The organism is Asticcacaulis sp. AC466 (assembly GCF_000495815.1).
GTDB lineage: Bacteria > Pseudomonadota > Alphaproteobacteria > Caulobacterales > Caulobacteraceae > Asticcacaulis.
This window is the reverse complement of the sequence record NZ_AWGE01000012.1, coordinates 112,447-128,681: the sequence shown is the minus strand read 5'-3', so window position 1 is coordinate 128,681 and position 16,235 is coordinate 112,447. Positions and strand designations below refer to the sequence as shown.

Annotated in this window: 11 protein-coding genes; 2 read left to right on the top strand and 9 right to left on the bottom strand. The window is 61.6% G+C overall.

Annotation, left to right across the window (positions count from 1 at the left end):
* Positions 1-112: 112 nt before the first annotated feature.
* Positions 113-1,942 (top strand): aminopeptidase P family protein, encoded by a 1,830-nt coding sequence (locus tag AEAC466_RS35130; RefSeq protein ID WP_023458549.1) that lies wholly within the window; start codon positions 113-115, stop codon positions 1,940-1,942.
* Positions 1,943-2,135: 193 nt separating this feature from the next.
* Positions 2,136-2,930: a class I SAM-dependent methyltransferase gene (locus tag AEAC466_RS35125; RefSeq protein WP_162148954.1), complete on the top strand. Its 795-nt coding sequence runs from the start codon at positions 2,136-2,138 to the stop codon at positions 2,928-2,930.
* A 6-nt stretch (positions 2,931-2,936) separates the two neighbouring features.
* Here the strand turns inward: AEAC466_RS35125 and ligA are convergent, their stop codons facing one another.
* The 9 genes from ligA to ftsH all read right to left on the bottom strand — a co-directional run bounded on the left by ligA (position 2,937) and on the right by ftsH (position 16,155).
* The gene (gene ligA / locus AEAC466_RS35120) at positions 2,937-5,015 is read right to left on the bottom strand and encodes an NAD-dependent DNA ligase LigA (protein WP_023458547.1); all 2,079 of its coding nucleotides are present in this window, start codon (positions 5,013-5,015) and stop codon (positions 2,937-2,939) included.
* Positions 5,016-5,052: 37 nt separating this feature from the next.
* Positions 5,053-5,322, bottom strand: coding sequence for a hypothetical protein (locus AEAC466_RS35115; protein WP_023458546.1), 270 nt, complete (start codon positions 5,320-5,322; stop codon positions 5,053-5,055).
* Positions 5,323-5,352: 30 nt separating this feature from the next.
* A complete protein-coding gene (locus AEAC466_RS35110) occupies positions 5,353-7,083 on the bottom strand; it encodes a DNA repair protein RecN (RefSeq protein ID WP_023458545.1) in 1,731 nt (576 codons plus the stop codon).
* A 101-nt stretch (positions 7,084-7,184) separates the two neighbouring features.
* Positions 7,185-8,066, bottom strand: a complete 882-nt coding sequence (locus AEAC466_RS35105) for an outer membrane protein assembly factor BamD (RefSeq protein ID WP_031238909.1) — start codon at positions 8,064-8,066, stop codon at positions 7,185-7,187.
* 98 nt (positions 8,067-8,164) lie between these two features.
* A complete protein-coding gene (gene lpxC, locus AEAC466_RS35100; protein WP_023458543.1) occupies positions 8,165-9,058 on the bottom strand; it encodes a UDP-3-O-acyl-N-acetylglucosamine deacetylase in 894 nt (297 codons plus the stop codon).
* Between the two features lie 304 nt (positions 9,059-9,362).
* Positions 9,363-11,030 (bottom strand): cell division protein FtsZ, encoded by a 1,668-nt coding sequence (gene ftsZ / locus AEAC466_RS35095; RefSeq protein WP_023458542.1) that lies wholly within the window; start codon positions 11,028-11,030, stop codon positions 9,363-9,365.
* A gap of 380 nt (positions 11,031-11,410) precedes the next feature.
* Positions 11,411-12,793 (bottom strand): cell division protein FtsA, encoded by a 1,383-nt coding sequence (gene ftsA, locus AEAC466_RS35090; protein ID WP_023458541.1) that lies wholly within the window; start codon positions 12,791-12,793, stop codon positions 11,411-11,413.
* A 63-nt stretch (positions 12,794-12,856) separates the two neighbouring features.
* A complete protein-coding gene (locus AEAC466_RS35085) occupies positions 12,857-13,765 on the bottom strand; it encodes a cell division protein FtsQ/DivIB (RefSeq protein ID WP_023458540.1) in 909 nt (302 codons plus the stop codon).
* Between the two features lie 485 nt (positions 13,766-14,250).
* The gene (ftsH, locus tag AEAC466_RS35080) at positions 14,251-16,155 is read right to left on the bottom strand and encodes an ATP-dependent zinc metalloprotease FtsH (protein WP_023458538.1); all 1,905 of its coding nucleotides are present in this window, start codon (positions 16,153-16,155) and stop codon (positions 14,251-14,253) included.
* Between the last annotated feature and the right edge of the window lie 80 nt (positions 16,156-16,235).

Sequence of the window (16,235 nt, the reverse complement as noted above, 5' to 3'; positions counted from 1 at the left end):
GCCAAAGGCCCTCCGACCTTTGGATTTCAGTGGCTGTCTCGGATGGCCATTGAAACCCCATGTCCTGCGCCTATAGTAGCGTCCGAAACATTCCCTATTTCCGAGTTCGACCATGACCGCCGATACCGCGCACTTCCAGCATTTCGATGTCACCACCCAGCCATCGCAGGGCGTGACACATGTCGCGGCGTTGCGGGCGGAAATGCGTAAGCTCGGCCTGGACGGCTTTATCGTGCCGCACGAGGACGAGCATCAGAACGAATACCTGCCTGACGCCAATGAGCGCCTGGCGTGGGTATCCGGCTTCACCGGCTCGGCCGGGGCGGCGATCATCTTTCTCGACCGCGCCATTCTGTTCGCCGACGGCCGCTACACCTTGCAATCGCGCGAGCAGACCGACCGCTCGGTCTTCGAGGTCCAGGACTTCCACGCCACGTCCCTGGCCGATACCGTGGCCGGCGCCGCCAAGGGGACCGTCATCGGTTACGATGCCGCCCTGATCAGCCCGTCAAGCCTGGCCACGCTGGAAAGCGCTGCCGTTGGCGCGGGCGTCATCCTGAAGTCCGTGTCGCCCAACCCGATCGACCTGGCCTGGGGGCCTGAGCGTCCCGCCCAGCCCATGGCCTTGATCGTGCCGCAGCCCCTTGAATTTTCCGGCGTCGCTTCGGCGGATAAGCGCCGGCATCTGGCCAACGGCTTGAAAAGCAGCAACGCCGCCGCCGCCCTGATCACCGCGCCGTCGTCGCTGGCCTGGCTGTTCAATATCCGGGGCGGCGATGTCATCCGCTCGCCGCTGCCGCTCGGCCAGGCCATACTCAAGGCCGACGGCACCGCCGAGCTGTTCATAGAGCCTGCCAAGATCAGCGACGGCCTGCTGGAATGGCTGGGTAACGAAGTCAGCGTCGCCGGGCCGCAGGATGTGACCGAACGCCTGACGGCCTTTGCTGGCCAGGCCGTGCTGATCGACGCCAACCTGTCGTCGGCCTACTGGCTGGAAGCCATCAAGGCCGCCGGCGCGACACCGATCGCCGCTGACGATCCCTGCCTGCTGCCGCGCGCCTGCAAGAACGACGTCGAGATCGCCGGCACCCAGGCCGCGCACATTCGCGACGGCGCGCTGCTGTCCACCTTCCTGCATTGGGTGGCGACCGAAGCCCAGGAGACCCTGCCGACGGAAATCGAGGTGGCGCAAAAGCTGGAAGAGATTCGCCGAACGGCTGGGGACGTCAAGGATCTCAGCTTCGACACCATTTCCGGCTTTGGGCCACACGGCGCCCTGCCCCATTATAAGGTGACCGTGCAGAGCGACCTCAGGACCGCGCCGGGCAATCTGCTGCTCGTCGATTCCGGCGCGCAATATATGGACGGGACCACCGATGTGACCCGTACCATGGCCATTGGCGAACCGTCCGCCGAACACCGGCGCATGTTCACCCTTGTGCTCAAGGGGCATATCGCGCTGGCCACGGTGAAATTTCCCGCCGGGACCACCGGAACCCATCTCGATGTCCTGGCGCGCCAGTTCCTGTGGGCCGAAGGCTTCGATTACGACCATGGCACGGGCCACGGCGTCGGCGTCTATCTTGGGGTGCACGAAGGGCCGCAGCGTATCTCCAAGGCGCTCAATAAGTACGCTTTGCAGGCCGGCATGATCGTGTCCAATGAGCCCGGCTATTACAAGGAAAACGACTTCGGCATCCGCATCGAAAACCTGCAATTCGTCACCAGGGCCAAGGTGCCGGCGGGCGGTGAGCGACCTATGTACCGGTTCGAAAACCTGACCTGGGCGCCGATCGACCGCCGCCTCATCGATGTTGCGCTGCTGACGCCTGCGGAGCGCGCCTACATGGACGGGTATCACGCCCGGGTGCTTGAACTCGTCGGTCCCCGCGTCCCGGACACTGTGCGCGACTGGCTGGCCCAGGTATGTGCGCCGCTATAGCCAGCCGCCATCACGCGAAATCACGTTTCCCTTTGCCGCGACTTCCCTCTAGGGTAGTGGACGCCGTCGTCTGTCCAAAGGTTTTGAGGTGATCATGGTCTGTCCGTTATGCGCTTCGCAAAGGGCAACCAAACTGTACACATTGCCGGAAGGCCATGAAACGCGGCGGTGCGACACCTGCGCATTCGTTTTTTTGTGGCCGCGCCCCACCGCCGACTATCTCAACGCTTACTACAATAGCGCGCCGGTATATGATCTCACCTCGGATACTCCGTCAGATTACGAAGGCGTCGTATCCGACAAAACCTCCCTCATTGGCCGGTTCATGGCGCGGTTTCCCCGTCTTTTGACAGACGGCCAGGCGGTGGATTTCGGCGCGGGCAACGGGACGACGGTCAAGGCATTGGAACGGCTCGGCTTCGACGCCCTTGGCATCGAGATCAGCGCACGGGCCCGCACCGCCGCCCAGAGCGTGTTCGGCGTGACCATGCAGGATGGCGACCTCAACGCCATGGCCGAAAACAGCCTGAGTTTTCTCAGTCTGTTCGATGTTCTGGAGCATCTGACCGAGCCCAAGGCCTTCCTCGAACTGGCCCGGACACGGCTGAAAGACAATGCAGCCTGCGTCGTCGGGGTTCCGAACTACAACAGCCTGGAGCGGATGTGGCTGGGGCCTCGGTCCAAGGCGTTGATCTTCCCCGAACACGTCAATCAATTCACCACCCAGACCCTCAGGCGCACTTTCGAAGACGCCGGCTTCGACGTCCTCTATATTGGTTCTCCACCGCCCTACGGCGTGGCAATCAGCTTCGGCTGGCGGCGCAGCGTGGGGGCGCGACTGGGGCGCAACGCCCTGTCCCGCGTATTGATACAGGCACTGACATGGGCCAAACGATACCTGGTTTACCCGCTGCCGAATCTGTTCGTCGAAAAGACAGGCCTGTTCGGCCAAAGCCTGCTGATCGTCGCAACCCGATCCGCTGCATAGGCGAGATCAGCCGATCATCGCCAGCCATTCGTCCTCGGTCAAAACCGCGACGCCCAGTTCCGCGGCTTTTTTAAGCTTCGAGCCCGCGCCAGGCCCGGCCACGACATAGTCCGTCTTGGCCGACACCGATCCGGCCACCTTGGCCCCCAGCCGTTCGGCCTGGGCCTTGGCTTCGTCGCGCGTAAATTTTTCCAGCGAGCCGGTGAAGACGACCGTCTTGCCGCTTACGGCATGGTCGCCCGCCACCGCTTCGGCATCGCGCACGCGCACCTGTTCCAGCAGGCGTTCATAGATCCCGCGCTGATAGGGGTGGGCGAAATAGCTGATCAAAGCGTTGGCGACGACCGGGCCGATCTGGTCTTGATGCGAAATGCCGTCGCGCGCCGCTTCGTCGCCTTTGGCCGCCGCCACCATCACCTCATGAAAATGCCGCTCCGTGCCATAGGCGCGCGCCAGCAGGCGGGCCGTGGTTTCGCCGACATGCTTGATGCCCAACGCCGCGATAAAGCGGTCCAGCGGCAGGTCGCGGCGGCTTTCGATGGCGGCAAACAGGTTCTTCACGCTGAGATCGCCCATGCCCTCCCGGTTCTTGAGCTTGGTCAGCGAGGCCGTATCGCGCGCTTCCAGGGTAAAGATATCGGCCGGCTCCTTGATCAGGCCTTCTTCGTAGAAGCGCGTCAGTTGCTTCTCGCCCAGGCCTTCGATATCAAGCACCCGGCGCGACACGACATATTTAAGATATTCGACGCGCTGATGGGGACAGGCCTGATCGCCGGAGCATTTGCGGGCGACCCCCTCCTCGCCCTTGGCATTGCTTTCGCGCACCACTTCGGTTTTCAACGGGCATGGGCACACCGTCGGGAAGCGGTACGGCACGGCATCGGCGGGGCGCTCCGTCAGTTCGACCGCGACGATTTGCGGGATGACGTCGCCGGCGCGCTGAATGCGGACCATATCACCGATATGGATATCCTTGCGCGCGATTTCGTCGGCATTATGCAAGGTGACATTTGTCACCACCACACCACCGACATTGATCGGTTCCAGCCGCGCCACGGGCGTCAGTGTCCCCATGCGGCCCACCTGGATATCGACGGCGGTCAGACGCGTCAGCGCCTGCTGCGCCGGAAATTTATGCGCGATGGCCCAGCGCGGCGAGCGCGATACGAACCCCAGGCGGCGTTGCCAGTCGAGGCGGTCAACCTTGTAGACCACGCCGTCGATATCGTAGCCCAGGCTGGAGCGTTCACGGCCGATATGGTCGTAGACATCGAGCAGGCCTTTGGCGCCTTCGACCCGCTGCGAATTCGGATTGACCTGGAACCCCCAATCGCGGAACTTCGCCAGGGCCTCCGATTGGGTCGCGACGAACTGATCGTTGCTGACCTCGCCCCAGGCATAGGCGAAAAAATGCAGAGGCCGTGACGCCGTAACAGCGGCATCCAGTTGCCGAAGCGCCCCGGAAGCCGAATTGCGCGGATTGGCAAAGACCTTGCTGCCCTCGGCCAGCGCCTTGGCGTTCATGTCGGCGAATGCCTTGAGCGGCATGTAAACCTCACCGCGCACCTCTATGCGATCCGGGAAACCGGTGCCGCTCAGACGATGCGGGATGTCGGCTATGGTGCGGGCATTTTCAGTGATGTCCTCACCCGTACGGCCATCGCCCCGCGTCGCGGCGCGGACCAGTTCACCCTTGACGTACAAGAGGCTGCACGAGACGCCGTCGATCTTGGGTTCGGCGGCGAAAGCCACGACCTCCGTCTCCGGCAAACGCAAAAATCGGCGGATACGGTCTTCGAAGTCCGTCACGTCTTCGGCGGCGAAGGCGTTGTCGAGCGACAGCATGGGAACGCCGTGTTCGACCGGCGAAAACTTGGCGGACACCAGGCCGCCGACCGTCTGAGTCGGGCTGTCCGGCGTCTTTAGCTCCGGAAATTCAGCCTCAAGCGCCCGCAACTGGGCTTCCAGCGCGTCGTATTCCGCGTCGGTCAGCTCCGGGGTTTCCTGATTATAATAGAGTTCGCGGTGGTACTGGATCTGCGCTGCCAGTTCGGTGTGGGCGGCGCGGGCATCATCGATCGTCATAGGGGCCTCTTTTTGCCGATCCTACCTGCCACAAATCTCAGATATTGTCAGGATTAATCCATGTCGCGTCATCCGGCCCTTCAAGGCTTTTGCGCGTCAGGCCATAGCAGACCAGAACCAGGCAATAGAGCACGGCCACCGCCAGGCCGAACTTGAAATAGGTGTGGAGCTTTTCGGCAAATTCCGCCGTCTGGTGATACTGCCAGCCAAAGGTATGCAGGGTCACGCCAGCGCAAAGACCTGTAATTAGCGCCGTAACGATTGCGAACTGAAGTATGAAAAAGACAATGCGGCGAACAATCGACATCGCGTCAGGACCTCCTTGGCCCTGACGCCATTATACAACTTCCGCCGCCTTAAGTCTAATCGCCGCCGCGCGGGCTTCGGGAGTGATTTCAGCGCCCGACAACATGCGCGCCAGTTCTTCCAGCGCCGCGTCGGGATCAAGGCGCGTCACGGTAGACCGCACCGTATCATTATGCTCCGCCTTCGACACCTTGAGGTGCTGATCGCCGCGCGCCGCGACCTGGGGCGAGTGCGTCACCACGATGACCTGGGAATGAGTCGCCAGACGTTTGAGACGCAGGCCGACCGCATCGGCGACCGCGCCGCCAACGCCTTGATCGACTTCATCAAAAATCATGACCGGCCGTGACACGTCTGGCGTGTCGGCGTCTTCGCCACGCGACGCCAGTGCGGCTTTCAGCGCCAGGGCAAAGCGCGCCAGTTCGCCGCCAGAGGCGATGACACCAAGGCCGCCCCAATCGGCGCCGGGATTGGTCTTGACCTCGAATTCCACCGTATCGCCGCCGGTCGCGCCATAGCGTTCCGGTTCCAGCGCCGTTACGGCGACACGGAAACGCGCCTTGTCGAGCTTCAGCGGCGCCAGTTCGTTCATGACGGCGGTGGCGAGCGCCTCGCCCGCCTGGATACGCCGCGCCCGCAGGGCTTCGACGGCGGCATAGAAGGTTTTCTGGGCGGCGTGCATGGCGATGGTCAGACGGCCGAGATGCGCGTCCAGATCTTCGATCTGGTTCAAGGACGCGGCAATGCGAATGCGTTCCTTAGGCAGGTCTTCGACCAGTACGCCCAGCTTGCGCGCCATGGCGCGGATGGCGAACAGGCGTTCTTCGACGCGATCCAGCTGGCCGGGTTCGACATCCAGGCTGTCGGCGGCCTGGTCCATAAGCGCCAGGGCTTCGTCGGCAGCGATCAGGGTGCGGTCGAGGGCATCGGCGGCGGCGCTTAAGCGTTTGAGAACCTCATCATCGCCCGTCGCACCCGCCTGCATGGCACGCGTGCGGGCGTGATCGAGCGAGCGGAAGGCCTTGACCAGCCGTTGCGACAACTGGTCCCCGCCAACCGCGTTACGCGCCTCGGTAATGTCTTCCAGCGCCCGCTCACCGGCCCCCAGAAGCGCCCGTTCCGACGCCAGCGCGGCTTCTTCGTCATGCTGCGGATTGAGGCGATCCAGTTCCTGGAGGCGCAGGGTCAGGGTCTCGAGTTCCGCCTTGTCGGCGCTGGCCCGCTTGATTAGGTCGCGATGCTCGTCGCGTATGGCCTTGAGCGCCTTCCAGCTATCCGACACGCGCGCCAGATCGTCAGCATTGCGGCCATAGGCGTCCAGCATGCCCAGATGTGAGCGCGCATCGAGAAGGCCGACCGTTTCATGCTGGCCATGCACTTCCAGCAGGGTATCGCCCATGGCTTTGAGCACGGCGACGCTGACGGGCTGATCATTGACGAAAGCTTTCGAACGCCCGTCACGGCTGACGACGCGGCGCAGCATAAGCGCTTCGCCCGGTTCCAGAGCCAGGCCCTTGTCTTCCAGAAAGTCATAAAGCGGATGCTCGACGGCGATCTCGAATTCCGCCGTCACTGAGGCCTGTGGTGCACCAGCGCGAATCAGACCGGTATCGGCACGCGCGCCAGTCGCGAGGCCTAGGCTATCGAGCAGGATGGATTTACCGGCGCCGGTTTCACCCGTCAGGACGCTTAGGCCCGGCTGGATATCCAGCTCCAGGCGATCGACCAGAACCACATCGCAAATCGTCAGGCGTGTCAGCATATCGCACCAAACCAAAGGGCGACCGCCGATTCATCGGCAGCCGCCCCCATTAAACCTCATTTTCGGCACTTCGCCAAGAACGTTTCGCGAACAAGCTCGCTTTAGCTGAATTTCATGAAGCTAAGCCAGCTCTTCTTCTTTTTCGTATCGGGCGCTTCGGGGCCCTTCTTGCCGTTCGGATCAGGCGCAATCGCCGGCTTTTCGCCCTTTTCCTTCATCAGCTTGTAGGCGCGCGCATACCAGCGGTCACCCGGATAGTTGTAGCCAAGCACGGCGGCATCCCGCGTCGCTTCTTCGTGCAGGCCCATCATCTCATTGGCTTCGACCAGACGATAGAGCGCTTCCGGGGTGTGGCTGGTCGTCTGGTAATCGCTGGCGACCGTCTTGAAACGGCCGATGGCGGCCAGGGGCTGGTTGTCGTTAAGATACCAGCGACCGACATCCATTTCCTTACCTGCCAACTGGTCCTGAACCATGTCGAGCTTGACGCGCGCATCCTTGGCGTATTCGCTGTTCGGATAACGGCGGACGACGTCGGTCAGCAGACCGCGGGCACTGTCCGTGTAGGCCTGATCGCGGCCGACATCGACGATTTGCTCGAACGAGCAGATCGCCTTCATGTAATAGGCGTAGGGCGTCAGGTCGGAGCCCGGATACAGCTTGATGAACTGATCAGCGGCGGCCGTCGCTTCAACATAATGATCGGCCTGATACTGGGCGTAGATGATCATGACGATGGCGCGGCGCGACCATTCCGAATAGGGGTGCTGACGCTGAACTTCTTCGAAGTAGGTCACGGCGTCGGTCCAGGATTTCTGGTCCAGGCTTTCCATACCGGTCTGGTACAGAAGCTCCACCGGCCGTTCTTCGTAAACGAGGTGCTGCTGCTTGTTCTTGTTCGCACACCCGGAAAGTCCCGCGACGGATGCGCTGGCCAGCAAAAGAACGATGGCCGATTTCTTCAGAAGCCCCACAACGCTCACGTAAAAACCCTCTTCTCAGCGGCCACGCCGCCTCTTGAATCTCTCTTGGGGATACATCTACACGAGCGCACGGCGCGCGCCAACCGGAGAATTAACCCTTAGCCAACATCGGCCAGGGCAGCGCCACGCGTGACGATGCGGTAGGCATCCGGGCGGGACAGTAATTCACGAACAAGGGCATTATTAAGGCCGTGACCGGCACGGATTCCTTCAAACCTGCCAACAATCGGCATGCCCAGAACGTACAGATCGCCGATAGCGTCCAGCGCCTTGTGACGGACGAATTCGTCGGTGAAGCGCAAGCCACCTTCGTTGAGGATCACATCGCCGTCGATGACGATGGCGTTGTCGAGCGAACCGCCGCGCGCCAGACCGGCCTTGCGCAGGGCTTCGACGCCATCCAGGAAACCAAAAGTCCGGGCCGCCGCCAGTTCTTCACGGAACGACTGCTCGGTAATGGCCAGATCGCAGACCTGATGACCAATCGGCGTGCCGGGGAAATCGATTTCGAAACGGACTTCGAACTGATCGGCGGGCACAAGCGAGGCGCGCTTGTCGTCTTCGACGACTTCGATCGGCTTAAGGATTTCAATGGCGCACTGCGGCGTCGCCTGGCAACGGAAACCGGCCTGATCGAGCAGTTGGACGAACGGAAGGGCCGAACCGTCCATGATCGGCACTTCGGGACCGTCCAGTTCGACATAGACATTGTCAATGCTGAGCGCAGCAAAGGCGGCCATGACGTGTTCGATCGTGGAGACCGAGACGCCGGCGGCGTTGGTGATGACGGTGCCCAGGCGCGTTTGGGTGACATTGGTGGCGATGGCGGCGACCTTGTTGTCGCGATCCTTGATGTCGCCGCGAACGAAGACTACGCCGGTACCCGCAGGCGCCGGACGGACAAGCATGCGCACGGGCACGCCGGTATGCAGGCCAAGGCCGGCAATGATGGCCGCGTGGGCCAAGGTCTGTTCGTTCTGATCAGGTAACATAACGCTCACCTACTTGCCGCCCCAGCGTGCAATAAAAAAGCGGGCTTCTGGCCCGCATTAAACATCTCATTTCGGGGCCAGGATAACAAACGAACTTGTATTTCCGTTTGTAACGCCTTGCTTAACAGGGATTTAACATCATTTTGCTGTAAAAATCACCCGGTGGGTTTGGGCCAGGATATAGGAATATCATATGAAAAATCCAGGCCCGCGGGGCGGACCTGGATTTCCATTTGCTTAGAATTTAGTTGAGCGCCCTAAGACCGGTCTGATCTCAACGGAGCCGAAACCCTCAGGCCCCGGATCAGTTAGCGAGGCGCCTTAAGAAAGACGGGATCTCAAGGTCGTCCTCGGCTTCCATCGATGGCTGAACTTCGGCACGGGCGGCCGGGTTGAGGCTCGATTTGCCGGCCGATGAGGCCGCGCCCGGCGTATAGCGGTCGGCTTCGTCGACTTGGGGCTGGGCCGGAGCCACCGGAGCGGCAGGCGCCGGCGCAGCGCTACGCTGCGGGAACAGGCCACGCCAGAAGGATTCGCGTCCCTCATCTTCGGTGTTCAGGCGCGGAGCCGGTGCCGGTTGGCTGGGGCGCGGGGCCGCCGTATGGGCGTAGGGCGACGGACGCTGGATTTGCGGGGTCACGGCCGGGCGGGCCGGAGCCGGTTGTGGCGCAACGGTCGCCGGGCTGGGCAAGGCGAAATCTTCGTCCGCGACCGACGGATCAACGATCCGGGCAACGATGCGCGGTTCTTCCGCCGCCGGAGCAGGCGCCTGAGCCACCGGAGACGGAGCAGCCGGTGCGTCGTTGAACAGGCTGGACCGCGCGGGTGCGGGTGCCGGTTGCGGCGCGGGCGTTGCATGATGGGTGACAGGTGCGGCAGCGACAGGTGTGTGTACCGGGGCCGGAGCGGGTGCAGCAGGCGCATCATTGCGCGAGCCATACCCCAGGCCAAAGGTCGGCGCTGGTGCCGCTGTGCGGGCCGGTGTAGCCAGCGGCGTTTGGAGGGCCACGCCGTCCATACCGGTGGCGACCACTGAAACGCGCAGCTTGCCTTCCAGGTTCGGATCGAAGGCGGCGCCGAAGATGATATTGGCTTCCGGATCGACTTCCGACGAAATGGCATTGGCCGCTTCGTCGACTTCGTGGAGGGTCATATCAAGACCGCCGGTCACATTGACCAGAACAGCCTTGGCGCCCTTGAGCGAGGTTTCGTCGAGCAGCGGGTTCTGGATGGCGTTTTGAGCCGCCAGCAGCGCGCGGTCTTCGCCCGAAGCTTCGCCCGTGCCCATCATCGCCTTGCCCATGTCGGACATGACCGAACGGACGTCGGCGAAATCGAGGTTGATCAGGCCAGGCAGAACCATCAGGTCGGTGATGGAACGCACACCGGCGTGAAGGACCTGGTCGGCCATGCCGAAGGCTTCGGCAAAGGTTGTGCGTTCGTTGGCGATGCGGAATAGATTCTGGTTCGGAATGACGATCAGGGTATCGACATAGCGTTGCAGTTCGGAGATGCCCGCGTCGGCCAAGCGCATGCGGTGGCGGCCTTCGAAGGTGAAGGGCTTGGTGACAACACCAACCGTCAGAATGCCACGCTCACGCGCGCATTTGGCGATGATCGGGGCCGCGCCGGTGCCGGTGCCGCCGCCCATGCCAGCGGTGATGAACACCATGTGAGCGCCTTCGAGGTGCTCGGAGATCACATCATTCGATTCTTCGGCCGCAGTCATGCCGACTTCAGGATGGGCGCCAGCGCCCAGGCCTTGCGTAATGCCGACACCCAGCTGGATGCGGGCGTCCGTGCGTGAAAACTGGAGTTGCTGCGCATCGGTATTTGCAACGACGAATTCCACGCCCTCAAGGCCGGCTTCGATCATGTTATTTACGGCGTTGCCCCCGGCACCACCGACACCAAATACAACGATACGCGGCTTCAGTTCAGTCGCGCGAGGCGCAGAAAGATGAATTGCCATGTTATCTTGCCAACCTTTCACAATCTCTCCCTTCAGGGGATGCGATTAACGCTATCGGACCCCAGATGCTCGGGAGACCATGAGACAACCAATATACTTAACGATTGGTTACCCGTTAACTTGAGTCGGATAAAAATGAAGCTGTTTTAGTAAGATTTTTTAACAGAGATTACCAAAGTGTGACTTTTTACCAGGACATTGAGTCAGGAAGGAGTCACTGAGGTTGTCTTTTTCCCTTATCGAGTGAGCAAAGGTTTCGGGAAGGTTAATTTGACCTGTTGCGCCCGGTACACTGTTAACGCTTATGGGTATTCAAACGCAACCGAGCCCGGCACACCTGAGGGATGCCGGGCTCGGTTGATTCAGTTCAGCGGTGGCGATCAGAGGTTGGTCTTTAACCAATCGACGACGCGGGCAATGATGTTTCCGGTGCCCCCAGAAGGAGCGTCTTTTGGCCCAATCTTGGCCGCCATGATCTTCTTGACCGGCACGACATCGCGCGGCCCATAGAGGGTGCGCAAGATAACGCCGGCGGTGGCGGCGAAGGACGGGCCGGCGGCGGCGTCGCCCAGATGCGGCACGCGCATCGGCTTACCCAGACGGCACGGGCGGTCAAAGACGCGGATGGCCAGCTCACGCACGCCCGCCAGCTGCGATGCGCCGCCGGTCAGAACGATGCCCGCTCCCGGTTCGATCTGGACGCCGGACGCCTTGATCTTTTCACGCAGAAGCTCAAAGGTTTCCTCGACGCGCGGGGCAATGATGCCCTTTAGAATGGAGCGCGGCACGGTGATCGGCGCGCCACCGCGATCATCACCGCGCGGCGGGGCTTCAACGGTTTCGCGGTCTTCATTGGCGGAAGCGATGGCCGACCCATGCAGCGTCTTGATACGCTCGGCACCGGCCAGGGTGGTCGACAGGCCGCGCGCGATATCGGCGGTCACGTGGGCGCCACCAACATTCAGGCAATCGACGTGCACCAATGTGCCGTTGGCGAAAATGGCGGCGGTCGTCGATGACGCCCCCATGTCGATGCAGATGCAGCCCAGTTCCTTTTCGTCCTCTTCCAGAGCCGCGACGGCAGCGGCCAGCGGCGCGCAGACGATGGCCTGGACTTCGAGGTGCGCCAGCGAAACGCACTGGATAATATTGTTGAAGACGTTTTCGTCGATGGTGACGACAAGCAGTTCAAGACCGAGGGCGCGACCGGTCAGGTTGCGCGGATCGCGCACGCCCGGCTGATCGTCCACGCTCCACGACACCGGCAGCAGGTGGATGGCGCGGCGGTTGGGAAAACGGACCTGAGCCAGGGCGGACGCAATCGCACGGTTGAGATCGAGATCGGAAATAGGTTTCAGGCCGAGCGAGACCTGGGCCGATACCTTGTGCGATGCGGTCTGCGCGCCGGGAATGGTGACACGCACGCCCTGGATCGAGACATTGGCCATGGCTTCGGCGCGTTCGACCGCCTGGGCGATGGCCTGAGATGCGGCCTCCATGTCGATCACCGAACCGGCGCGGATACCTTTTGACTGGACATAGCCGACACCGGCCACGCGGATCGACTGGTCCGCCTGACGCGCGCCATCCGGACGCATGATGAAGCAGCCGATTTTTGACGCACCGAGGTCGAGCGAGGCAATCAGCCCAGACGCTGCGGGCGGGCGGGCCGGGGTTTCACCGGCAGCAGGACGCGCACCCTTTGTCTGCACATGGGTGGCGGAAAAGTGTTTGGCAGCTTGGCGGTCTTCAAATCGGGACATGGGCTGTAGGTCTGAGAGATTCTGCTTGTTGCCAGTTGTTTTAACTGCGGGACGGTTTTCGGATCAGGCGGCGGGCGGCTTGGGGTGGGCTTCGATCGGGACCACCACCAACGCGTCGGGGTCGAGCAGGTCGATGGAGGCGAAACCCTGGTCCAGCACGCGTTGCTGGGCCATAAGAGCGTCGAGTTTCCCCAGAGCCTGTTCCTGGTTCAGGGCCGGCAGCTTGATAACCGCCGTATTCTTGAGCAGGATATTCCAGCGGCGCGTGTCGACCCGTTGCAAGGCATAGGTCTTCTGCATCAGGGCCGGACGCTGGCGCATCAGCTCGATGATGTCGGGCGCGGCTTCGTTGGCCCCCTCTCCCACCACATACGGCAGATTGGGGAAGCGCGTCGATATGGCTTCGGGGATGATATTGCCCTGATCGTCGATGACGGTGTTCTTGCCCTGATACTGCCAGACGGCCAGGCGCGGACGCTCAACGACATCGATGATGAGCACACCGGGAAACTGGCGGCGAACGGTTGCCGACTTCACCCAGCCCACGGCCTCGATGTCCTTTTGGACAGTCGCGAGATTCATGAGGGCGAAGGGCTGATCCTTCTCGAACTTGAGCGCGCGTTTGACGTCGGGCATGGCTTCCGGACTGACACCGACCAGCGAAATCTTTTGCAGGCGCAGACCCAGTGCCGCCATGCGGCTGTCGGCAAAGTCGGTAACCGCGTGACCGAGGGCCTCAGCGCGATGTCCGGTGGCCAAGACGACGCTCAGCAAGCCGACGATAACGGCAACGGCCAGCCAGCCCGTCAGTTCGTTCGGCATATGAACCGCGCCTATGACGCTGGGCTTACCCGCCTGCGCGGCCTTGCGTCCGGCCGACCGCTTGCCCGGGCTGCGCGGTGCCGCCTTGCCTGCCGATTTCGGTGCGGCCGGGGCGGCTTGTCGTCTGCCTCCACGAACGACGGCGGGCATGGGCACTCTCCAGGTCTTACGGCCAGCTTTTGCGGCGCGATGCATAGGTAAAATATCGGAGGGAGAACGTTCCGCCCCGCGCTTGCCCGGCAAGCCCGTCACGTCAGTCTCCCGCCCATTTGGTCAAGCCTGCATAAAAACCCGAACGTCCTTAACAGAGTGATAATGCGGCGGCATTTCGTAAGGAATTTGTAACGATATCCATAAAGATTCCGCCGCCATCCGATTCCCCGTCGAATTCGCCTGCTGAAATCGCGCGGTTCAGGATCATGTCCTGATCCACACGTCATGACCTTCAACTCATGACGTGTGGCCATGACGTTTGGCTAGGGCGACTGCCCGCCGCCGCCTATGCGGCGAACCATGCGGCGTTTGAGCTGAAAAAGTGAATACCAATGAAGCGGTTCTAAACCGCGCACATGGTATGATAAACAAAAACGGGCGGCGCTTTTGCACCGCCCGCTTCGCAGATCGATTTAGGCCGTTCAGGCGACCACGGGGACAGCCGATGGCGCCACTTCCGTTTCCGGCACGGCCGAATTGGAACTCAATTCGATCGAGACGCCGGTGTCTTCGTCGCGGACGATTTCCTCGCCATTCAGAATCTTGGCAATCTCTTCGCCGGTCAGGGTTTCCAGGTCCAGCAAGGTGCGCGCCAGACGGTGAAGCCCTTCCAGGTTTTCGGTCAATATGCGCTTGGCTTCGTCGTAACCGGTCTTGACCAGACGCTTGACTTCGCTGTCGATCAGTTGCGCTGTCGCTTCCGACGTATCGCGGCCGAGCGCGCCATATTCATCTTCGCCTTGCTTGTAATCGACAAAGCCGAGTTCGTCCGAATAACCCCAGCGGGTCACCATGGCCTTGGCCAGGCGGGTCGCCTGCTGGATATCCGAAGACGCGCCTGACGTGACCTTTTCCTTACCGAAGATAAGTTCTTCGGCAACGCGGCCGGCCATAAGGATGGCGAGGCGCGAGGTCATCTGGACATAGTTCTGCGAATAGCGATCGCCTTCCGGCAATTGCATGACCATACCCAAGGCACGGCCACGCGGAATGATGGTCGCCTTGTGGACCGGGTCGGCCTCGGGCGCCTTCAGGGCAACGATAGCGTGGCCGCCTTCGTGATAGGCGGTGTTCTTCTTTTCGTCTTCCGACATGGCCATGGACTTGCGTTCGGCGCCCATGAGCACCTTGTCCTTGGCGTCTTCGAAGTCGCGCATGGTCACCAGCTTGCGATCCTTGCGCGCTGCCATCAAGGCCGCTTCGTTGACGAGGTTGGCCAGGTCCGCCCCGGAGAAACCGGGTGTGCCGCGCGCAATCACCTTGACGTCGACATCGACGGCCAGGGGCACGTTTTTCATGTGGACGCGCAGGATGGCTTCACGACCGACCAGGTCGGGATTGGGCACGGTGACCTGACGGTCGAAACGGCCGGGACGCAGCAAGGCCGAGTCCAGCACGTCGGGGCGGTTGGTGGCGGCAATCATGATGATGCCTTCATTGGCTTCGAAGCCGTCCATCTCGACCAGCAACTGGTTGAGGGTCTGCTCACGTTCGTCATTGCCACCGCCATGGCCAGCGCCACGGTGACGGCCGACGGCATCGATTTCGTCGATGAAGATGATGCAAGGCGCGTTCTTCTTGGCCTGTTCGAACATGTCGCGGACGCGAGACGCACCGACACCGACGAACATTTCAACGAAGTCCGAACCGGAAATCGAGAAGAAGGGCACGCCGGCTTCACCGGCAACAGCACGGGCCAGCAGGGTCTTACCCGTACCCGGAGGGCCAACCAGCAGAGCGCCCTTAGGTATCTTGCCGCCGAGTTTCTGGAACTTGGACGGATCCTTGAGGAAATCGACGACTTCCTGCAAATCTTCCTTGGCTTCCTCGACGCCGGCGACTTCGGCGAAGGTGACGCGGTTCTTATGTTCGGTCAGCAGGCGGGCCTTCGACTTGCCGAACCCCATGGCGCCGCCGCGACCGCCCCCTTGCATCTGGCGCATGAAGAAAATCCAGATACCGATGATCAGGATAACGGGCAGCAAGGTGGTGATGACACTCATCAGCAGCGAGGTGCGGCTGGACTGAATCGTCGTCTTCACCCCGTTTTGAACCAAGGCGTCGTCTAGCGCCTTATGATCATAGGCCGGGATGACGGCGTGGAACTTGGCGCCATTGGCCAGAGACCCCGTCGCCTCATCATTGTGGATGGTGATGTCCTTAATCTGCTTGCCATTCGCCTGAACCAGCAGGTCGGAATAGGCCAACTCCTGCGGCTTTTTGTTGTCGGGCACCAGACCCCCATGGGTGTTGGCGTTCATCACGACATAGATGCCGAGCAGGAAGGCCAGAATAACCCCAATAATCGCCATTGAACGCAGGTTCATGCCAATGTCTATCCTCGATACGGCCCAACAGGGCCACCCCTCCGCGGGGTAATCAGTACATTAGCCACCCATATAGGGTG